We start from the raw sequence: 18516 nt of genomic DNA, 5'->3' as shown, positions 1-18516 counted from the left end.
GAAAAGTGACATCAACGCGCAGCCTGATCGGTGATCTCCAAAGCCTGATCCAGCACCGAGAAGCCTTCCATCAGCTGCTCGGTGGTAATCGGCAGCGGCGGAATGATCAGCGCCGTGTGCCAGTGGGTGTACAGGAAAACGCCGTGATCCAGCATGTACTTGCGGAAGGCGGTCATCTCTGGGCTGCCCCCGTTGAACGGCGCCATCGGCTCTTTGGTTTTGCGGTCGCGCACCAGTTCCAAAATGCCAAACAGGCCAATCGAGCGCACCTCACCCACCGAGGGGTGGCGTTCCTTCAGCTCCGCCAGCATATCCGCCATCGCCTCACCCGTGGCAGCAGCCTTCTCCACCAGCTTATCCTCCTGCATCACCCGGATGGTGGCAATCGCCGCCGCCAGAGAAATGGGGTGTCCGTTATAGGTCAGCCCGCCCTCATAGGTGCGCTCGCGGTAAGCGTCGGCAATTTCAGGTTTCATAGCCACCGCCCCCAGCGGCGCGTAACCGCTGGTCAGCCCCTTGGCCATGGTCATGATGTCCGGGGTCACATCCCAATGATTCACCGCGAACCACTTACCCGTGCGCCCAAACCCGCTCATCACCTCATCCGCGATCATCACAATGCCGTAGCGGTCGCACAGCGCGCGCACACCCTGCATGTAGCCCTGAGGCGGGATGATGATCCCGTTCGTTCCCGTCACCGATTCCATCATAATGGCCGCGATGGTTTCCGGGCGCTCATACAGGATGATCTCTTCCAGATGGTTGAGGTAATCCTGGGTGAATTCTTCCTCGCTGATATCGGGGTTGTGCCGGTGGAAGGTGGAGCGGTAGCGGTACGGATCCAGGAAATGCACTACCCCCGGCATCACCGCCGGTTCCCAGGGCGCGCGCCGCGGGTCGCCCGTGGCGGCGATGGCCCCATAGGTGGCCCCATGATACGAGCGGTAGCGCGTCAGAATCTTAAATTTGCCTGTCTTCCCCCGCGCCAGTTTGATGGCATTCTCGTTGGCGTCAGCCCCGCCCAGGGTGTACAGATAGCGCGTCAGCCCGGCAGGCACAATCTCGCTCAGGGCCTGGCCCAGCAGCGCCCGCGGCTTGGTGGCCATCCCCGGCCCGGCAAAAGGCAGCTCACGCGCCTGTTCCACCATCGCCTCAATCACCCGTTCTTCCCCGTGGCCGATGTTCACGCACATCACCATCGAATTGAAGTCCAGATAGCGCTTGTCATTCACATCCCAAAAATACACGCCCTTGGCGCGCTTGACCGGAATGGGGTTGACCTTGCCTTGTGCAGACCAGGTCCAGAAGTTATGTTCCAACGAAAGCGGGAGAATATCCTGATCGTCCAGTTCGAACATGGGTTCCTCGAAAGGTGAAATGGGTTGCTTCCCGTTAATCGTATCATAGAACCGCGCTTTTGGTCCGCTCTGCTCCCACCCTTTTCCGGCGCGTCCCCATGCTATAATCAAGCCACGATGAACCCGCCCGAGCCACTTCCCTTCACCCTCACCCCCGCCGAAAAGCGCGCCGCCTGTCAGGGGTCGCTGCCGGAAGATGTACTCCTCGGCCTGCGCCTGTTTAACGCCGGGGCCTATTTTGAGGCCCACGAAGCCCTGGAAACCGCCTGGCGCGCCGAAACAGGCCCGGTGCGCGAGCTGTACCGCGGCATCCTGCAGGTGGGCGTCGCCTATTACAAAATTCAGCAAGGGAAATACAGCGGCGCCTGTAAACTCTTCGCCCGCGCCCAGGGCTGGCTGGCCCCCTTCCCAGATGTGTGCCGCGGTATCCAGGTGGAACGCCTGCGCCAGGACGCTGCCGCCGCCGAGCAGGAACTGCTGCGCCTTGGCCCCCAGGGCACGGCCATTTTCCCCACAGCCCTCTTTCGCCCCGTCGAATATAACTCTTAGGAGACAACCGCATGAGCCTCTCCCCCCTTCAAGGCAAAATTGCCCTCGTCACGGGCTCCGGCCGCGGCATCGGTCAGGCCATCGCCTTGCGTCTGGCCGCGGATGGCGCGGATGTGGTGGTCAACTTCCACCGTAATCAGGCCCCCGCCGAAGAAACCGCCGCGCAAATTCGCGCCCTGGGCCGTCAGGCTCTGGTGGTGCAGGCCAACCTCTCCAAACCCGAAGACATCGAACACCTATTTGCCCAGATTCAGCAGCACTTCGCCGGTTTGGATATTTTCATCAGCAACGCCGCTTCCGGCTTCAACCGCCCCGCCATGCAGCAAAAGATCAGCGGTTGGGATTGGACCCTCAACGTCAACACCCGCGCCTTTCTGTTTGCCGCCCAACAGGCTTTGCCCCTGCTGCGCGCCCGCGGCGGCGGCCACATGGTGGCCATCTCCAGCCCCGGCGGCCAGCGTGTGCTGCCTGAGTACGTGGCGGTGGGCGCCTCGAAAGCTGCCCTCGAAGCCCTCACCCGCTATCTGGCGGTGGAACTGGCCTCTGAGAATATCAGCGTCAACGCCGTCAGCCCCGGCATCGTGGAAACGGACGCCCTCAAGCACTTCGCCGCCCTCAGCGACCCGCAGACCATCACCCGCGCGGTGGCCAACACCCCCGCCGGACGCCTGGTCACCCCCCAGGATGTGGCCGGCGTGGTGGCCTTTTTATGCTCACCCGATGCCAGCATGATCCGCGGACAGGTGATTGTGGTGGACGGCGGCTACACCCTGCCTGTCCCGCGCTAAGCCAGCAAAATCGCCCGCGCAGGCGCGCCCTCCACGCCCATCAGTTTGAGCGGCAGGCACATCAGGGTGTACTCCCCCGGCGCCACCGCGCCCAGGTCAATCCCCTCCAGCGCCATGATGCCCGCCCCCAGCAGAATCTGGTGCGTGGGGGTGGGCGCATCAAAGGGCGCCACCGAGTAGTAATCAATCCCCACCAGCTTCAGCCCGCGCTGCGCCAGAGCATGCGCACCGTCCGCCGTGATGGCCGTAAACTCACCATGAAAGCGCAGCGGCTCTTCCCGCCAAAAGCGGGAATTGCGCGTCTTGAACAGCACGCGCTCCACCCCGGGGCGCAGGCCGCAGCCCGCCACCACCCCGGCGTCCACCGCAGTCACATCATCGCTTACCTCCACCACCTGCACCGGCCCCACCAACGGGTCCAGGCCCATCGCGTCCACCGTGGCGGCCCCGTCCACAAAGTGCAGCGGCGCGTCCACGTGTGTGCCGGTGTGCACCCCGAAGGCCAGACGTGAAATGTTAGCCACGGACCCGTCCGCGATGCGGTCCGGCATGCTGATCTCAATCGCCGGGTCCCCCGGCCAGGTGGGCAAACTGGGACTGATCGGCACAGAAATATCGTAGATTTTCATGGTTGATTCTCCTCATCGGCGGGCCAAAGACTGACCCGAAAGGCTTCCTGTAAAAACACGCGCCGTTCCGCCGCGCTCATCGGGCGCGGCTGCGCGTAATCTTCCAACACAGCGGTCAAAATCTCGCTGCCCACATAGCGGCCATCGTAAAACACGTGCCGGTCAATGAATTCCAGCCGCGTGCCGGGGATGGGCAGATCGGGGTGAAACGACTGTCCCCCAAAGCCCTCCGGCACATACATCTGGTCAAAGAACAAATTGCCCAGGCCGTAATGGATCAAACTGTTGCCCACAAAGCCAAAGCCCTGCGGGTAATGCGCCTGACTGCCCTGCACAATCACCGCCCCCGCCTCGGCCAGCGGTGGAAAATCGCGCTGCTGGAAAGGGGTGATGGTCATGGCGTAGTGCTCAAAATACTGCACGGTGGCGATCACCAGATAGCCCTGGTCTCGCAGTTCGCCGATTTTGGCCGTCATCCAATCGTCATCACAGTTGGCCACCCCTGGCCGCGTTTCGGTAGCCCAAACGGTTGGCGGGCCGGCCGGGTTGCAGCCCACAAAGGCAATCTTGTTGCCGTGATGTTCCAGCAGCAGCGGTTCGCGCGCTTCTTGCTGGGTCATGCCTGCGGCGTAATAGCGCATGTTGCGCTGCCGGTACTGCTCCAGCGAATAGGGCAGCGACCCCACTTCGTAATCCATCACGTGGTTACCGCTCAGCTCCACGATATCCACCCCCACGTAGCTGAGCAAATCCAGATATTCCGGGCGGCTGCAAAACATCAGGCTGGTTTGGTGCGGGTTGGCGGGCGGGCAGCGCGGATCAAAACTTACTTCGTTGGACACATGCGTAAAATCCGCATCCCGCAGCCAGTCTTTGATCTCTTCGCCCGGATAGCGCATCCCCAGGGTTTCCATCTTCGCCCCCGTGGAGCGCACCAGGGCCGTCACCCCGCTCATCACCACCACCGTCAGGCGTTGGCTGTCGCGGTTGCTGGCCGGAAACTGCACCCACCCCGCCGGGTCGCCCTCCACCACACCGTAATACACCGTCAGCGGGTAGGATTGCGCCTGAAATTCGCGGTCCAGCGGCGAGACGCCGTCCACCCGCAGCACCTTCCAGCGCGGTTCCAACGCCTCAAAGGGGATCAGCGCCCAGCGCTGCGGCTGGCCCCAGGCAATCTTCAGCAGATCTTCCGCTGAGGCCACTTCCACCGCCCCCGCCGCGGCCTGCCCCCAGCGCGCCTCAAAAGCCGCCAGAGTCTCAGCGCTCATCAAAATCGGCTCCTCCGGCATCCCTGGGGCTTCCTTTCCGCTCCAAAAAGCCCGCAGCGCCTCACCATCCACCCCATCGTCCAGGCTGGAAAACGGCGCCGCCAAAGCATACACCCATTCCGCCGCACGCTTGGGAGTAAAGGTTACCCCCAGGTGCAAATTGGCCTCTTCGAAGCGTTCGGCCGTTTTCACCGCACCCACCGTCTGCACTGCCTCGCGCAAGTCTGCCGGAAGCATGGGATCCACCCACAGACGCGCCTCCGGCGTGGGGGTGAAGGGGGCTGGCGTGGGCATGGCGGTGGGCATCAGCGGCTGAAACGGCGTCGGCACAGCCCGCGGCAGCGGGGCAGCCCGGCAGCCCGCCAGCAGCAGGCATACCAGCAAGAAAGCTGTCCGCGCCCGTCTCAAGGCGTCACCTTTGGCCACACGGCCGCGCCAAACACTTTACCCAAGAATACCCTGCGCTCCTCGGCGGTCATCGGCCGCGGCTGCGCGCCGTCTTCCAGAAGGATCGTCATCAGTTCCGTCCCCACATAGCGTCCGTCATAGAAAATATGCCGGTCGATAAATGCCGGCCGGTTGGCCTTGGTCATCTGATCAAAAAACAGGTTGCCCAGCCCGTAATGCACCAGGGAATCGCCCACAAAGGTCATGGTTTGGGCATGGTGCGCCTGGCTGCCGCTCACGATCACCGCCCCCGCCGCTGCCATGCGCTGAAAATCAATGCGCTGGGCGGACTGCGGGCGGAAATCATCCAGTTCAAAGTGCTGAAAGGTCACGATGGGCAGCTTTCCGGCCTGCGCCAGGGCGCGCACCTGGGCTTCCAGCGCGTCCAGATCACACGGCGCCGAGCCTGGGGTGGTTTCCGTCGCCCAATCCACCTCCGGCCCCATCACATTGCAGCCCACAAAGGCCAGCTGGTTGCCGTTGTGTTCCATTTCAAGCACCGCCTGAGCCTCTTCCAGGTTGCGCCCGCCTCCATAGGTGGGCACATCGTGGGCTGCATACACATCCATCGTCTCCAACATGGCTTCCGGCCCCCAGTCCATCAGGTGGTTTCCGGTCAGTTCCACCACATCCACCCCCAGCCCGCTCAGCAGCTCCATATACTTCGGGTCGCTGCAAAAACGCATCTCCCGCCGCAGCGGTACGGCCGGAGGGCAGTTGGAATCAAACGGCACCTCGTTGCTCACATGGGTGATGTCCGCTTCACGCAGCCAATCCCCAATCTTCAACCCGGGGTAATCCACCCCCTTCTCTTCCATGCGCAGCGCCACCTGCCGCACCAAAGCGGTCGTGCCCGTCAGCACCAGGCTGGTCATGCGCCCGGCCTCGCGGTTGGTCTTAGCCCAGCTCAGTCCTGCGGGGATCTCGCCCGTCCAGCGGTAGGGCACGGTCAGCGCGTAGTTTTCCGCGGAAAAACCGGCGTCCAACGGGCTTTGCCCGCCCACGCGCAGCACCTTCCAGCGCGGCGAGAGCGCCTCAAAGGGGATCACCACCCAGCCGGGCTGCTTTCCCCAGGCCGCGGCCAGCAGTTCCCCTTCGGGTAAAATTTCCACCGCCTCAGCCCCGGCCTGGCCCCACAGCCCTTCCAGTGCCGCGGACGTGGCCGCGCTCATGCGCAGGGCGTGCCCCCCCAGCATCGTTTTGCCCTGCCAGGCCGAGCGCAGCGCCGCCGCACTGACTTCGTCTTCTACGGTCGGGAAGGGGGCCGCCAACACGTACACCCACTGCGCTTCCGGCCCCTCTGCGCCGCTTTCCGCCAACCCCAGGCGCACATCCGCCTCGGCAGAGCTGCTGGCCCACACCGCCCCATCGCCCAGTTTCACACTGCGTGCGAGAGCCGGGGGCACTTCCTCCCCCACCCACACGCGCACGGGCGCGGCCTCCGCGGGGACGGTGGCTGTCTGCTCTATCCGCTCCAGGCTGGATGCTGCCGTGGAGGTTAGCACGGGGGTGTCTGGCGCGGCCTGCGCGGGAATGCACGCGCTCAGCACCAAACTAACCACGCTGGTCAGTACCCATAATCTCAGGAAATGCCGTTTCAACCTTTGATTCCGCCTTTTGTACAAGGTTTGTATCGTTTTTCTCGCCTCGCGATCGGCTTTGGGGTATTATACCCCTCAATCTGATAGTTCCTGACAGCCCCGCGGCTTATAATCAGGGTGAAGATGATCACAGAAAGGTGGGCCGACAATGCGTGAAGTAGCAGTACTGGGAATTGGACAGACCAAAGTCGAAGAACAGTGGGATAAATCGCTGCGCGAACTGGCCGGGGACGCTGCCCTGGCCGCTCTGCAGGATGCGGGTGTGGGCCGTGTGGATGCCGTTTACACCGGCAACATGATGTCTGGCTCCGCCAACTTCCAGCAGCACCTGGGCAGCTATATCGCCGATTGGATCGGCATGCGTTTTGCCGAAGGCCTGCGCCTGGAGGCAGCCTGCTCTTCGGGCAGCGCCGCCTTTCGCACCGGCGTGCTGGCCGTGGCTTCCGGTGCGGTGGATACCGCCCTGACCGTGGCGGTCGAAAAAATGACCGACTCCCCCGCCAATGAAATCACCGCCGAGCTGGCCACCGCCGCCGACGCCGAATGGGAGGGCGATCAGGGACTGTCTTTCGTGGCCCTCAACGCCCTGGTGATGCGCCGCTACATGCACGAATACGGCTGGCAGCACGCCGACTTTATGCCCTTCACCCTCAACGCCCATGCCAACGGCGCGCATAACCCCTACGCCCGCTTCCAAAAAGCCATCTCCGAAAAAGCCTATCTCAACGCTCCGGTGGTGTGCGATCCCATCAACGTGATGGACGCTTCCCCCATGGGCGACGGCGCCGCCGCTGTGCTCCTGGTGCCAGCCGAAGCTCTGCGCCGCCTGCCGGGGGCGCGGGTGATCACCGTGCTGGCTTCCTCCGGCGCCACCGACACCATCGCCGTCCACAACCGCCGCCACGGGCCTTTCCTGCAGGCCGCCTACCTTTCGGCTCAGCAAGCTTACCGCCAGGCGCGCCTGACCCCCGATGATATTGATTTCTTCGAGCTGCACGACGCCTTCACCATCATGGCTGCCCTTTCGCTGGAAGCCAGCGGCTTTGCCGAACGCGGTCAGGCCCCCCGCCTGGCCTTAGACGGTGAAATTCGGCCCACCGGGCGCATCCCCATCGCCACCCTCGGCGGTCTCAAGGCCCGCGGCCATCCCGTGGGCGCCACCGGTATGTATCAGATCGTGGAAGTCATCCGCCAGCTGCGCGGGGAGGCGGGCGGCGCCCAAATTGACGGTGCTCGCATCGGCATGACCCAAAATATCGGCGGCAGCGGCTCCAATATCCTCACCCACATCCTCGGCTGTTCATAGCGCATCCGCTTTGGATTCTTAAAGATTTCCAGCTTTGCCCGTGAAGCGGGTATAGTTGGATTCTGTTGATTCAGCCGAGGAACCATGCCGCAGATCACACCTCAACAGCTTGCCAGTTACCGCGCGCGCACCTTCCGCACCCAGCCCGGGCTGCGCCTGCACACCCGCGAAGACGCCGTGGCTTTCGCCCAGGAGCGCGGTTTCCTTTTCTTCTGGCCGATCAAAAATGTGATTCTGCCCTCCCTGTGGGCCGCAGCCGCCGGGGATCGTCCCGTGCCGGATGAACACGATGACCCCGGGCACGTTACCTGGGATTGGAAAGACAGTCTGCTGGGTCAGCGCCGCTGGTATTACGGCCGCCTGCTGCGCCGCAGGAACACCATCGCCTCGCTGGACGCCCTGCCCCATTTCTACGCCCTCTCCCCCAATTACGGCGATTACGAAAATGACTATCAGGATCAATATCTATCCGGCACATTGACCCTGGAATCCAAGCTGATCTACGAAGCTCTGCTGCGTGAAGGCCCCCTGCACACCCTGGATCTGCGCCGGGCGGCCAACCTCACCGCGGCGACCTCTACCAGCCGCTTTAACAAAGCCCTCGACGACCTGCAAGTGCAGCTCAAGCTGCTGCCAGTGGGTGTGGCCCAGGCCGGAGCCTGGCATTACGCCTTCATTTACGACATCCTCCCCCGCCATTTTCCGCAGATCGAAGCCCAGGCCGGCCCCATCCAGGAAAACGAAGCCCGCGCCTATCTGCTAGAGACCTATTTCCGCGCCGTCGGCGCCGCCAGCGCCCCCCAGGCCGCCCGCCTGTTCGGTTGGCCTATCCCGCTCACCCTTATGCTCATCCAGGCCAGCGCCGCGGCAGGCCGCCTTTTAGCGGACGTCACCCTGCCGGACGAACCCCAGCCTTTGTTTGCTCATCCCGAGGTCCTGCCATGAACCTGAATGATCTGATCTCCCGCGTCCCCCAGCCCCTGCCTTGGTCCGAAGGCGATAACATCCCTTGGCACGACCCAGCTTTCAGTCAGCGCATGTTAAATGAACACCTCTCGCAGGATCACGACTGGGCCAGCCGCCGCACCGAGAAAATTGCCGCCCAGGTGGCCTGGATTCATGAATATGCCCTGACCGCCCGCCCGGGGCGAGTGTTAGACCTGGGCTGCGGCCCGGGGCTGTATCTCAGCCGCCTGGCGCAGTTGGGGCACATCGGTTCGGGAATTGATTATTCTCCTGCCTCCATCCAATACGCTCTGCAAGCCGCCCAAAGCGAAGCCAGCAGCACGCAGTACCACTGCGCCGATTTGCGCGAAGCGGATTTTGGCGAGGACTTTGACGCGGTTTTGTTCCTGTTTGGCGAGATGAACGTGTTTTCCCCCGGCGACATCCGCCGCATTTTATCCAAAGCCTACGCCGCCCTGCGCCCGGGCGGGGTTCTCGTCCTGGAGCCGCACACCTACGAAGCCGTCCAGGCCATCGGCCAATCTTCCTCCACATGGTACACGCAAGACGCCGGTCTGTTCTCTGACCAGCCCCATCTCGTTTTGGAAGAACATGTCTGGGATCCCCAAGAGAACACCGCCACATGCCGCTACTACATCGTGGACGCTGCCTCGGCTGAAGTGACCCGCTATGCCCAATCGTTTCAGGCCTACACCGCCCGCCAATACGGCAGCCTGCTGACCTTGCTGGGCTTTCGCGACATCACCATTTATCCCTCGTTGGGCGGCATCCACACCAACGGCGATCAGGATCTGCTGGGCATCACCGCCTATAAATAGCCCGCCTCATTCGGTGCGCACGCACAGCAAGCCCTTGAGATACGCCCCCTCCGGAAACTCTAACCCCACGGGGTGATCGGGGCCTTGCGTCATCGTCCCCACCATGCTGGCGCGCACACCTGCGTCGGCCGCCGCCCCCGCGATGATCTTCTGGAACAAATCTGCGCTAATCCCCCCCGAGCAGGAAAAGGTGGCCAGAACCCCGCCGGGGCGCAGTAGCTTGAAGCCCAGCAGATTGATGTCCTTATACCCGCGCGCTGCCTTCTCTGCCTGGGCCGCCGTGGGGGCAAATTTGGGCGGGTCCAAAATCACCGCGTCAAACGATTCGCCGCGGTCGCGCAGCTTGCGCAGCATCTGGAACACATCCCCCGCCACCCATTCGGCGCGATCAGCGTCCAGGTTGTTTAATGAAATCTGCTCCTGGGCCTGCGCCAAAGCCTCGGCTGAGCTGTCCACCGAAAGCACGGCCTCTGCCCCCCGCGCCAGCGCGTACACGCTGAAGGCCCCCGTATAACAAAAGCAGTTCAGCACCCGCCGCCCGCGCATCCACTCCCCCACGCGCTGGCGGTTCAGGCGTTGATCCAGGTAAAAGCCAGTCTTCTGCCCTTTGCGCACATCCACCCAAAAGCGCAGCCCGCTCTCGGTGATCTCCACCCGCTCCGGCGCTTCGCCGCGCAGTTCGCCCACCCGCTCCGGCAGCCCTTCCAACTTGCGCACGTCCACATCCGAGCGCTCATAGACGGTGCGCACACCGGTCAATTCCACCACCAGGTCCACCAGGGTCTCACGCCAGGCTTCCGCGCCCGCCGTCAAGAACTGCATCACCACCACATCCCCATAGCGGTCAGCCACCACCCCCGGCAGCCCGTCCGATTCGGCGTGCAGCAGGCGCATGCCCGTATCCTGCGCAGGGATAGCTGCCCGCCGCAGGCGCAGGGCCTGTTCCATCCGCTCGCGGAAGAAATCCCCTCCAATGGTCGCGTCCGCAGAGCGCGTCCACATGCGTGCGCGGATGCTGGAATGCGGGCTGTAGGCCGCCCAACCCAAGGCCTCGCCCTCGCTGGCCCGCACCAAAACCGTCTCCCCCAGCCCCGGTTCCCCTTCCTCGCGCAGCACGGCGCCCGAAAAAATCCACGGGTGGCCCGCGCGCACCGATTTATCCCGTCCCGGTTTCAAAATCAAGGTTTTACGCATGGCTGCTCCCGCCTGCCTTTCGCGATTCGATCAAGGCCGTCAACCCCGCCTCGTCCAACACCGGCACACCCAGGGATTGGGCTTTTTCCAGTTTCGATCCGGCGGCTTCGCCCGCCACCACATAGCTGGTCTTCTTGCTCACGCTGTCGGTCACTTTACCGCCCAGGCTCTGGATCAGCTCCTTCACGCCCTCGCGGGAATAATTGGGCAGCGTTCCTGTGATCACAAACACCAGTCCCGCCAGGGTGTCCTCCCCGGCCGCCGCGGTTTGGGGTGCGCTCACCGGCCACACGCCCACTGTGCGCAGCTTGTCCAGGATGGTCCGGTTGGCGGGCCGTGCGAACCAATCCACAATCTCGCGGGCGATGTTCGGCCCCACCCCCTCAATTTGCATCAGCTCGGCCTCACCCGCTGCCTTCAAAGCGTCCAGGTCCGAATACACGCGGCTCAAGTCCCCCGCCAAAACCTCGCCCACGCTGCGAATACCCAGCGCGTAGATTAGGCGGTTCAGGGGCTGTTCCCGCGAACGTTCGATAGCTTGCAGCAGATTTTCGGCCTTCTTTTCTGCAAAACCCTCCAGTTGCAGCAAATCCGCTTTTTGCAGCCGGTACAGATCCGCGGCGTCCTTCACCAGGCCGCTTTCCGCCAGCTGTTCCACGATTTTGATCCCCAGCCCCACAATATCCATCGCCCCGCGCGACACAAAGTGTTCCAGATTGCGCACCAGCTGCGCCGGGCAGGCGCTGTTCACGCAGTACCAGGCCACCTCTCCTTCCAGATGTTCCACCGCCTGCCCGCAAGCCGGGCACACCGCGGGCGGCTGAAACACCGTCTCATCACCCGTGCGCACTTCCACCACCGGCCCAATCACGTAGGGAATCACATCCCCGGAGCGCTTTAACAGCACCCGATCGCCCACGCGGATGTCCTTTTCGGCGATATAGTCAAAATTGTGCAGAGTGGCCTGCTTAACAATCACCCCGCCCACCTCCACCGGTTCCAGCATGGCGTAGGGCGTCAGCACCCCCGTCCGGCCCACGTTGACACCGATCTGGTTCAGGCGGGTGGTCACCTCCCGCGCCGGATATTTCAACGCCAGCGCTCCGCGCGGGTCCTTGCCCACCACCCCCAAATCCGCCGCCAGCCGCAAATCATTGATTTTAATGACGACCCCATCCGTCTCATACGGCAGCGCGTCCCGTTGGGCCACCCAACGGTCCAGCGCCCCCAACATCGCCTCCACATTCGGGCACAATTCCACGATATCCGTCACCGGAAAGCCCATCGAGCGCAAAAACGCCAGGGTTTCCCACTGCGTGGCGGGGGTCTCGCCCTCCATCGCCACGATCTGGTAAGTCAACAGCACCAAGGGCCGCCCCGCGGTGATCTGCGGGTCAAGCTGGCGCAGCGAACCCGCCGCCGTATTGCGCGGGTTGAGATAGGTGCGCTCCCCCGCCTCCAGCAAACGCTGGTTCAGGGCCTCGAAATCCGCGGTGTGAATGAACACCTCGCCGCGCACCACCAAAAGCGGCGGGGCAGCCGGCCCATCCGGCGCCACCGGAATGCGCAGCGGGATAGAACGCAGCGTGCGCAGATTGGCGGTGATATCCTCGCCGACCTCACCATCGCCGCGCGTGGCCCCCTGCACCAGCACCCCGTTCTCATAACGCAGCACCACCGTCAGCCCGTCAATTTTCGGCTCCAGCACAAATTCCGACCCCGCCGCGCGTTCATCCAGCCGCACCAGGCGCTCAAACCACGCGCGCACGTCCTCGGCGTTAAAGCCGTTGGCCAGGCTCAGGATGGGGCCGGGGTGGCGCACCTTGGCAAAACGTTCGGAGGCCGGGCTGCCCGTGCGCTGGCTGGGGGAATCCGGCGTCACCCAATCGGGGTGAGCTGCCTCCATCTCGCGCAGCCGCGCCAGCATACGGTCGTATTCATAGTCGCTGATCACCGGCGCGTCCAGCACATGGTAGCGGTAGCTGTGATAATGCAGCGCTTGTTTCAGCTGCTCATAGGCTTCAAATTCGGAGAAAAGGGGGAGTTCTGGGGTCATGTGGGTATTATAGCAAGAAACCCCAAAAGCGGCCCTCACTCTGTTGCCCCTACCTCAAACCCATGTTACACTATTCACAATTCATGTTTGGAGGATTCAAATGAACGCCTTAAAAACCATCGCTTACATTGCCGCCGCGGTGTTTATCTTCTTCGGCGTGCTTTTCATCTGGGGCGCGTTCAGTCCAAACGGCTCCACAGGCTGGATCATCGTGGGCATCATCAGCGTTCTCATCGGCCTGGGCCTCATCTTCATCGTCGGCCGCCGGGCTGCCCAGGCGCAAGCCCAGGCTCAAAACGTCCAGGTGAAAATTGACCTCCCTGGCGGCGTCAGCCTCGATACGGTCAAATGCAAATCCTGCGGTGGGGTCATCACCTCCGATAACATCAGCCTGGTCAACGGCGCGCCCATGGTCACCTGTCCCTACTGCCACACCGCCTACCAACTGACTGAAGAACCGAAGTGGTAGTTCTCTCCCCTGGAGACCAATCCATGATCAAACGCTTTTCCATCCTCCTCTTCCTGTGTCTTTTCCTAGGTCTGAATGTCACCAATGCTGAGGCGCAGACCTACCGCTTCCAGGTTCCCAAAAGCGAGACGGTGCTCTTCATCAACGCCGATGGGACCGCCAGCGTTGAGTATTACATTGACTTCCTCAACGATGCATCCGCTGACCCCATTGATTATGTGGATATCGGCCTGCCCAACAGCAATTACGCCAACAATTCCATCCAGGCGGATATTGACGGCGTCGCCATCACCGATATCGCCGCCTCTCCCTATGTCAAGCCGGGCATCGCCCTGGGCCTGGGCGCCAACGCCATCCAGCCGGGCCGGGCCGGGCGCGTGCACGTTTACATCGGCAAAATTGAGCGCATGATTTACCCTTCCACTGAAAACGAGTCCGAACCTTACGCCTCGTTTCAGTTCCAGCCTAACTATTTTGGCAGTGAATACGTCTCCGGTCAAACCGATATGACCATGCGCATCATCATGCCCCCGGGCCTGAAGCCGGAGGAGCCGCGCTATTACCCGCCCAGCAACTGGCCCGGCAACAAAGAGCCAGAAAGCGGCCTGACCACCGACGGCGATGTCTTTTACGAATGGCGCGCCGCCAATGCCAGTTCTTCGGCCAAGTATGTCTTCGGTGGGGCTTTCCCCGCCCGCCTGATCCCAGATAACACCATCGTCCGCGCTCCCGCGGTCACTGTGGATAACGACACCCTGGGCTGCCTGGGCTTCGGCTTCTGCCTGACCGCCTTCATCGGCGTCACCTCCTATCTTTCCATCGTGGGAAGCCGCAAGCGCCGCATGGAATATCTGCCGCCCAAGATTGCCATTGAAGGCCACGGCGTCAAGCGCGGCCTGACCTCGGTGGAAGCGGCCGTTTTGCTGCAAACGCCGCCCGACCGTGTGCTCACCATGATCCTCTTCTCGGTGATCAAAAAGGGCGCAGCAGCGGTGAAAACCAAGGATCCCCTGGAGCTTTCCATCGTCGAGCCCCAGCCCGAAGGTCTGCGGCCCTACGAACTGGAGTTCCTGGCGGCCTTTAAGGAAACCAAAAAAGACGCCCGCCGCAAGGGCATGCAGGAGGTCATGATCGGTCTGGTCAAATCAGTGACCCAGAGTATGAAGGGCTTCAGCGCCAAAGAGACCAAACAGTACTACCAGGACATCATGACCCGCGCCTGGCAGCAGGTGGAGGCCGCCGACACACCCGATGTCAAGATGCAGAAATTCGATGAATACATGGGCTGGACCATGCTCGACCGCCGCTTTGAAAACCGTACCCAGGATGTCTTCCGCACCGGCCCGGTCTTCATTCCCACCTGGTGGCACCGCTGGGATCCCACCTTCACGGGTTCGTCGCCGGTCGTCGGCACGGCCGGGCACAACGCCTCGCCGGTTTCGGCGGGCATGCCCTCCGGCTCCGGCTCCACCACCATCAACCTGCCGCAGCTCCCCGGTGCGGATTTTGCCGCCTCGATGGTCAACGGCATCCAGAACTTTTCCTCCAACGTCATCGGCGACCTGGGCAATTTCACCAGTGCGGTGACCAACAAAACCAATCCCGTGCCCAAGTCCTCCTATTCCTCGCGCTCCTCTTCGCGCGGCGGTGGGGGCTGCGCCTGCGCTTGTGCCTGTGCGGGCTGCGCCTGTGCCTGTGCCGGGGGCGGCCGCTAGTTCCGGGCGATCATGGCCGCGCAGCCGACTGTTTCTGCCCCCTTTCCGCCCCCCAAGGTGGGGGTCTATCCCTACACCTTTCAGGCGCCGGGGGAGCAGTCGCGCGTGCATCTGCGGGTGGAAGCCGACGGCAGCGGCCTGCTGCTGACCAACGCCAGCCGCCGCTACGAATTAGATTCCACAGCGGTGTATATGGCCTATCTCTTCTTGGAGGGTGTCCCCGTCCCCGATGCAGCGCGCGCCCTTTCGGAGCGTTTCAAGCTCTCGGCCAGCCGCGCCCGTCAGGAATTCGCGTCCTTCACCGAAAAGATGGAAATCCTCATCCGTCCGGATGATGCCTGCCCCATCTGCGCCTTGGAAGACAGTCTCAGCTACACCATGCCCTTCTCCAGCCGGCCCACCGCTCCCCTGCGCATGGATCTGGCGCTCACCTACCGCTGTTCCAACGACTGCCACCATTGTTACAACGCCCGCCCGCGTCAGGGTCCAGAGCTTTCCACCGCTGAGTGGAAAAAAGTGCTCGACCTCACCTGGCAGGCGCGCATCCCCCACGTGGTGTTTACCGGCGGCGAGCCCACCCTGCGCCCCGATCTGGTGGAGCTGGTGGCACATGCCCAGGCCAACGGGCAAATTGCCGGGCTGAACACCAACGGCCGCCGCCTGAAGGATCCCGCCTACGTGGCTGCCCTGGTGGAAGCCGGCCTGGATCACGTGCAAATCACCCTCGAATCGCATGATCCCGCCGTTCACGACCGCATGGTGGCCCGTTCCGGCGCCTGGCAAGAAACCGTGGAGGGCATCCGTGCCGCGCTGCAATCGCGCTTGTTTGTCATGACCAACACCACCCTGCTGGAAGATAATGCCCCCTTCCTGCAGGATACCCTCACGTTCTTAACCGACCTGGGCGTGCCCACCTTTGGCCTCAACGCCCTGATCTACTCCGGCCGCGGGCTGAATGTGGGCCGCGGGTTGGCCGAAAGCCAGCTCCCGCCCCTCTTGGAAATGGCCCGCGCTCATGTCGAACGCAGCGGCCAACGCCTCATCTGGTACACCCCCACCCAATACTGCCATTTCGACCCGCTCCAATTGGAACTGGGGGTCAAAGGCTGCACCGCGGCCCTCTCCAATATGTGCGTCGAACCCGACGGCGCCGTGCTGCCCTGCCAATCCTATTACACCCCCCTGGGGAACCTGCTGAACGACCCCTGGGATCAAATTTGGAATCATGAGCTGGCCGTCAGCCTGCGCGAGCGGCGCGGCCTCCCCGCGGAATGTCAGGCCTGCACCTTCCTGGCAGAATGCGGCGGCGGCTGCCCCCTGGCGCGCGCAGCCGGCCAATCTGCCCCACCCGTTTGCATTCAACCCATCCCGCCCGCTTTTTAGCTGGAGGCCCCACATGAACTTCATCGATCAAATACTCGCCCGTATTTTCCCCCCTGCCAAACCCCTTCCCGCTGGCAGCTACGCCTACACCGCCCCCCTGAAAGAAGGTCAGCCCCCGCTGCGCCTGCACCTGCGCATCGAGGCTAACGGCTCTGCCCTGCTGATCGTCAACGCCTCCACCATACTGCACCTCAACCAGACCGCCGCGGAATACGCCTATCACCTCGTGCGCGGCGTCCCCGCCGAAGAGGCCGCCCGCAGCACCTCCCGCCGCTATCACATCTCCCAAAAAGACGCCCTGCGCGACTACCAGGATTTTGAAGACCGCCTGTACACCCTGGTGGATACGCCCGACCTCGACCCGGTTACCTTCCTCGATTTCGAGCGCACCGAGCCGTATTCCGCCGGTCTTTCCGCCCCCTACCGCCTGGATTGCGCCCTCACCTATCAGACCACTGCGTCTCAGGCCGGGCTTGCCCCGGTGGAACGCGTCAAGCGCGAGCTTTTACTGGATGAGTGGAAGACCATTCTGAACAAAGCCTGGGCGGCCGGCATCCCCCATGTGATCTTCACCGGCGGCGAACCTACCCTGCGCCCCGATCTGCCTGATCTCATCGCCTACGCCGAACAGTTGGGCTTCGTCTCCGGCATGCTCAGCGACGGCCTGCGCCTGGCGGAGAAGGATTACCTTCAGCAGGTGCTGCAAAGCGGCCTGGATCACCTCATGATCACCTTCGACCCCGCCCAAGATCAGTCCTGGGAAGCCCTGCGCGATGTGCTCGCCTCAGATCTGTACACCACCGTACACCTCACCTATCCCCTCCCCGCGGGTCAAACGGATCTACTGCCGCGGCTGAAGGAAATGGGCATCCATTCGCTTTCCCTCAGCGCCAGCGGCCCCGAACACAAAGACGACCTCCAGGCCGCCCGCAATCAGGCCGCCCAACTGGAAATCCCCCTGGTGTGGGATCTGCCCGTGCCCTACTCCGCCTTTCACCCCGTGGCCATTGAGTTGGAAGAGAGCGGCCAGAAGGTGGACGGCGCCGGTTTGGCCTGGCTGTACGTGGAACCGGATGGGGATGTGCTGCCCGCCCAGGGCGTTAACCGCGTTTTGGGCAGTCTGCTGACCGACCCCTGGGAAAAAGTGTGGGCCGCCGCCCGCGCGGAATAGCCCCACCCATGTCCACGCTGGCGGAACAGCACGCGCGCTTCATCCAACAGGCTCGCTGGACGGCTGAGCTTCGCCGCTATATCGCCCAATCCACAGGCCTGTCCGCCAGCCGCCGCATTCTGGAAGTGGGCTGCGGCACCGGAGCCGTGCTGAAAGAGTTGCCCGCCCAGGCTGCCCTGCACGCCCTCGACCATGATCTGCCCTCCCTGGCCTATGCACGCCAAAGCGCCGCGGCTGCCCGCTTCGTCTGCGCCGATGCACACCACCTGCCCTACCCCACGGGTTGGTTCGACCACAGCCTGTGCCATTTTGTGCTGCTCTGGCTGCAAAACCCGCTCCAGGCCCTGCGCGAGATGGTGCGCGTCACCCACCCCGGCGGCTGGGTCATCGCCCTGGCTGAGCCCGATTACGGCGGGCGCATGGATTACCCCACTCAATTTACCCGCCTGGGGCAGCTTCAGGCCCAGGCCCTGGCCGCTCAGGGGGCCGACACCCACATGGGCCGCAAATGCGGCGCGCTCTTTCATCAGGCCGGGCTAATCCACGTGCAGACCGGCCTGCTGGGCGGGCAGTGGAGCGTGCTCCCCTCGCCCGAAGCCTGGGAATCCGAATGGGAAACCCTGCAAAGCGATCTGCGCGGCCTGATTTCCCCCCAGGAATTGCACGACCTGCGTCAACAGGATGCTGCTGCCTGGGAAAAAGGCGAACGCATCCTTTTTGTCCCCACATTTTACGCCTGGGGGCAGACCCCTCCCCGGTATTAAGTATGCCTCCATCCCATTTCACATTTTCACC

16 protein-coding genes are annotated in these 18516 nt (G+C 63.0%); 10 read left to right on the top strand and 6 right to left on the bottom strand.

The window, feature by feature from the left end; all coding sequences use genetic code 11:
* Positions 1-11: 11 nt before the first annotated feature.
* Positions 12-1358: an aminotransferase class III-fold pyridoxal phosphate-dependent enzyme gene (locus ADN01_RS15215; protein ID WP_062418813.1), complete on the bottom strand. Its 1347-nt coding sequence runs from the start codon at positions 1356-1358 to the stop codon at positions 12-14.
* A 117-nt stretch (positions 1359-1475) separates the two neighbouring features.
* On the opposite strand from ADN01_RS15215, the gene ADN01_RS15210 reads away from it, so the two are divergent.
* Positions 1476-1907, top strand: coding sequence for a DUF309 domain-containing protein (locus ADN01_RS15210; RefSeq protein WP_062418814.1), 432 nt, complete (start codon positions 1476-1478; stop codon positions 1905-1907).
* Positions 1908-1918: 11 nt separating this feature from the next.
* The gene (fabL, locus tag ADN01_RS15205) at positions 1919-2695 is read left to right on the top strand and encodes an enoyl-[acyl-carrier-protein] reductase FabL (RefSeq protein WP_062418815.1); all 777 of its coding nucleotides are present in this window, start codon (positions 1919-1921) and stop codon (positions 2693-2695) included.
* On the opposite strand, the gene ADN01_RS15200 is transcribed toward fabL, so the two are convergent.
* The 3 genes from ADN01_RS15200 to ADN01_RS15190 are packed head-to-tail and all read right to left on the bottom strand — an operon-like array spanning position 2692 to position 6643.
* On the bottom strand, positions 2692-3324 hold the full coding sequence (locus ADN01_RS15200) for a cyclase family protein (RefSeq protein WP_062418816.1): 633 nt from the start codon (positions 3322-3324) through the stop codon (positions 2692-2694). The two genes, fabL and ADN01_RS15200, sit on opposite strands and share 4 nt — an antisense overlap.
* Positions 3321-5021: a CapA family protein gene (locus ADN01_RS15195; RefSeq protein WP_147239075.1), complete on the bottom strand. Its 1701-nt coding sequence runs from the start codon at positions 5019-5021 to the stop codon at positions 3321-3323. The genes ADN01_RS15200 and ADN01_RS15195 overlap by 4 nt, the downstream gene beginning before the upstream one ends.
* Positions 5000-6643: a CapA family protein gene (locus tag ADN01_RS15190; protein WP_147239076.1), complete on the bottom strand. Its 1644-nt coding sequence runs from the start codon at positions 6641-6643 to the stop codon at positions 5000-5002. Before ADN01_RS15190 ends, ADN01_RS15195 begins: the two co-directional genes overlap by 22 nt.
* A gap of 148 nt (positions 6644-6791) precedes the next feature.
* Between ADN01_RS15190 and ADN01_RS15185 the strand changes: the two genes are divergently transcribed.
* From ADN01_RS15185 to ADN01_RS15175, 3 genes are all read left to right on the top strand, one after another.
* Positions 6792-7949 (top strand): thiolase domain-containing protein, encoded by a 1158-nt coding sequence (locus tag ADN01_RS15185; RefSeq protein WP_062418819.1) that lies wholly within the window; start codon positions 6792-6794, stop codon positions 7947-7949.
* A gap of 84 nt (positions 7950-8033) precedes the next feature.
* On the top strand, positions 8034-8894 hold the full coding sequence (locus ADN01_RS15180; protein ID WP_062418820.1) for an AlkZ-related protein: 861 nt from the start codon (positions 8034-8036) through the stop codon (positions 8892-8894).
* Complete coding sequence (locus ADN01_RS15175) at positions 8891-9733, top strand: class I SAM-dependent methyltransferase (RefSeq protein WP_062418821.1); 843 nt, start codon at positions 8891-8893, stop codon at positions 9731-9733. The genes ADN01_RS15180 and ADN01_RS15175 overlap by 4 nt, the downstream gene beginning before the upstream one ends.
* A gap of 6 nt (positions 9734-9739) precedes the next feature.
* Here ADN01_RS15175 and ADN01_RS15170 read toward each other — a convergent pair whose 3' ends face one another.
* Positions 9740-10927 (bottom strand): class I SAM-dependent rRNA methyltransferase, encoded by a 1188-nt coding sequence (locus ADN01_RS15170; RefSeq protein ID WP_062418822.1) that lies wholly within the window; start codon positions 10925-10927, stop codon positions 9740-9742.
* Positions 10920-12983, bottom strand: coding sequence for an NAD-dependent DNA ligase LigA (gene ligA / locus ADN01_RS15165; RefSeq protein WP_062418823.1), 2064 nt, complete (start codon positions 12981-12983; stop codon positions 10920-10922). Before ligA ends, ADN01_RS15170 begins: the two co-directional genes overlap by 8 nt.
* A gap of 100 nt (positions 12984-13083) precedes the next feature.
* Between ligA and ADN01_RS15160 the strand changes: the two genes are divergently transcribed.
* Genes ADN01_RS15160 through ADN01_RS15140 form a run of 5 tightly spaced genes read left to right on the top strand, consistent with a single transcriptional unit; the run spans position 13084 to position 18485 of the window.
* A complete protein-coding gene (locus ADN01_RS15160; RefSeq protein WP_062418824.1) occupies positions 13084-13452 on the top strand; it encodes a hypothetical protein in 369 nt (122 codons plus the stop codon).
* Positions 13453-13475: 23 nt separating this feature from the next.
* Entirely contained in the window at positions 13476-15167 is a 1692-nt protein-coding gene (locus ADN01_RS19935) for a hypothetical protein (RefSeq protein ID WP_062418825.1), read from the top strand.
* 12 nt (positions 15168-15179) lie between these two features.
* Positions 15180-16550, top strand: a complete 1371-nt coding sequence (locus tag ADN01_RS15150) for a radical SAM/SPASM domain-containing protein (RefSeq protein WP_062418826.1) — start codon at positions 15180-15182, stop codon at positions 16548-16550.
* A gap of 13 nt (positions 16551-16563) precedes the next feature.
* On the top strand, positions 16564-17721 hold the full coding sequence (locus ADN01_RS15145) for a radical SAM protein (RefSeq protein ID WP_062418827.1): 1158 nt from the start codon (positions 16564-16566) through the stop codon (positions 17719-17721).
* 8 nt (positions 17722-17729) lie between these two features.
* Complete coding sequence (locus ADN01_RS15140; RefSeq protein WP_062418828.1) at positions 17730-18485, top strand: class I SAM-dependent methyltransferase; 756 nt, start codon at positions 17730-17732, stop codon at positions 18483-18485.
* Positions 18486-18516: the final 31 nt, after the last annotated feature.

The sequence above is a fragment of the Levilinea saccharolytica genome, from assembly GCF_001306035.1.
GTDB lineage: Bacteria > Chloroflexota > Anaerolineae > Anaerolineales > Anaerolineaceae > Levilinea > Levilinea saccharolytica.
The sequence above is the reverse complement of the archived record's forward strand: the minus strand, read 5'-3'. Positions and strand labels throughout refer to the sequence as shown.

Bases quoted from the DNA above. Each gene is read 5' to 3' on its own strand.
- ADN01_RS15210 (WP_062418814.1), top strand. From the start codon at position 1,476: ATGAACCCGCCCGAGCCACTTCCCTTCACCCTCACCCCCGCCGAAAAG.
- ADN01_RS15200 (WP_062418816.1), bottom strand. From the start codon at position 3,324: ATGAAAATCTACGATATTTCTGTGCCGATCAGTCCCAGTTTGCCCACC.
- ADN01_RS15160 (WP_062418824.1), top strand. From the start codon at position 13,084: ATGAACGCCTTAAAAACCATCGCTTACATTGCCGCCGCGGTGTTTATC.
- fabL (WP_062418815.1), top strand. From the start codon at position 1,919: ATGAGCCTCTCCCCCCTTCAAGGCAAAATTGCCCTCGTCACGGGCTCC.
- ADN01_RS15185 (WP_062418819.1), top strand. From the start codon at position 6,792: ATGCGTGAAGTAGCAGTACTGGGAATTGGACAGACCAAAGTCGAAGAA.
- ADN01_RS15180 (WP_062418820.1), top strand. From the start codon at position 8,034: ATGCCGCAGATCACACCTCAACAGCTTGCCAGTTACCGCGCGCGCACC.
- ADN01_RS15170 (WP_062418822.1), bottom strand. From the start codon at position 10,927: ATGCGTAAAACCTTGATTTTGAAACCGGGACGGGATAAATCGGTGCGC.
- ADN01_RS15145 (WP_062418827.1), top strand. From the start codon at position 16,564: ATGAACTTCATCGATCAAATACTCGCCCGTATTTTCCCCCCTGCCAAA.
- ADN01_RS15215 (WP_062418813.1), bottom strand. From the start codon at position 1,358: ATGTTCGAACTGGACGATCAGGATATTCTCCCGCTTTCGTTGGAACAT.
- ADN01_RS19935 (WP_062418825.1), top strand. From the start codon at position 13,476: ATGATCAAACGCTTTTCCATCCTCCTCTTCCTGTGTCTTTTCCTAGGT.
- ligA (WP_062418823.1), bottom strand. From the start codon at position 12,983: ATGACCCCAGAACTCCCCCTTTTCTCCGAATTTGAAGCCTATGAGCAG.
- ADN01_RS15150 (WP_062418826.1), top strand. From the start codon at position 15,180: ATGGCCGCGCAGCCGACTGTTTCTGCCCCCTTTCCGCCCCCCAAGGTG.
- ADN01_RS15175 (WP_062418821.1), top strand. From the start codon at position 8,891: ATGAACCTGAATGATCTGATCTCCCGCGTCCCCCAGCCCCTGCCTTGG.
- ADN01_RS15140 (WP_062418828.1), top strand. From the start codon at position 17,730: ATGTCCACGCTGGCGGAACAGCACGCGCGCTTCATCCAACAGGCTCGC.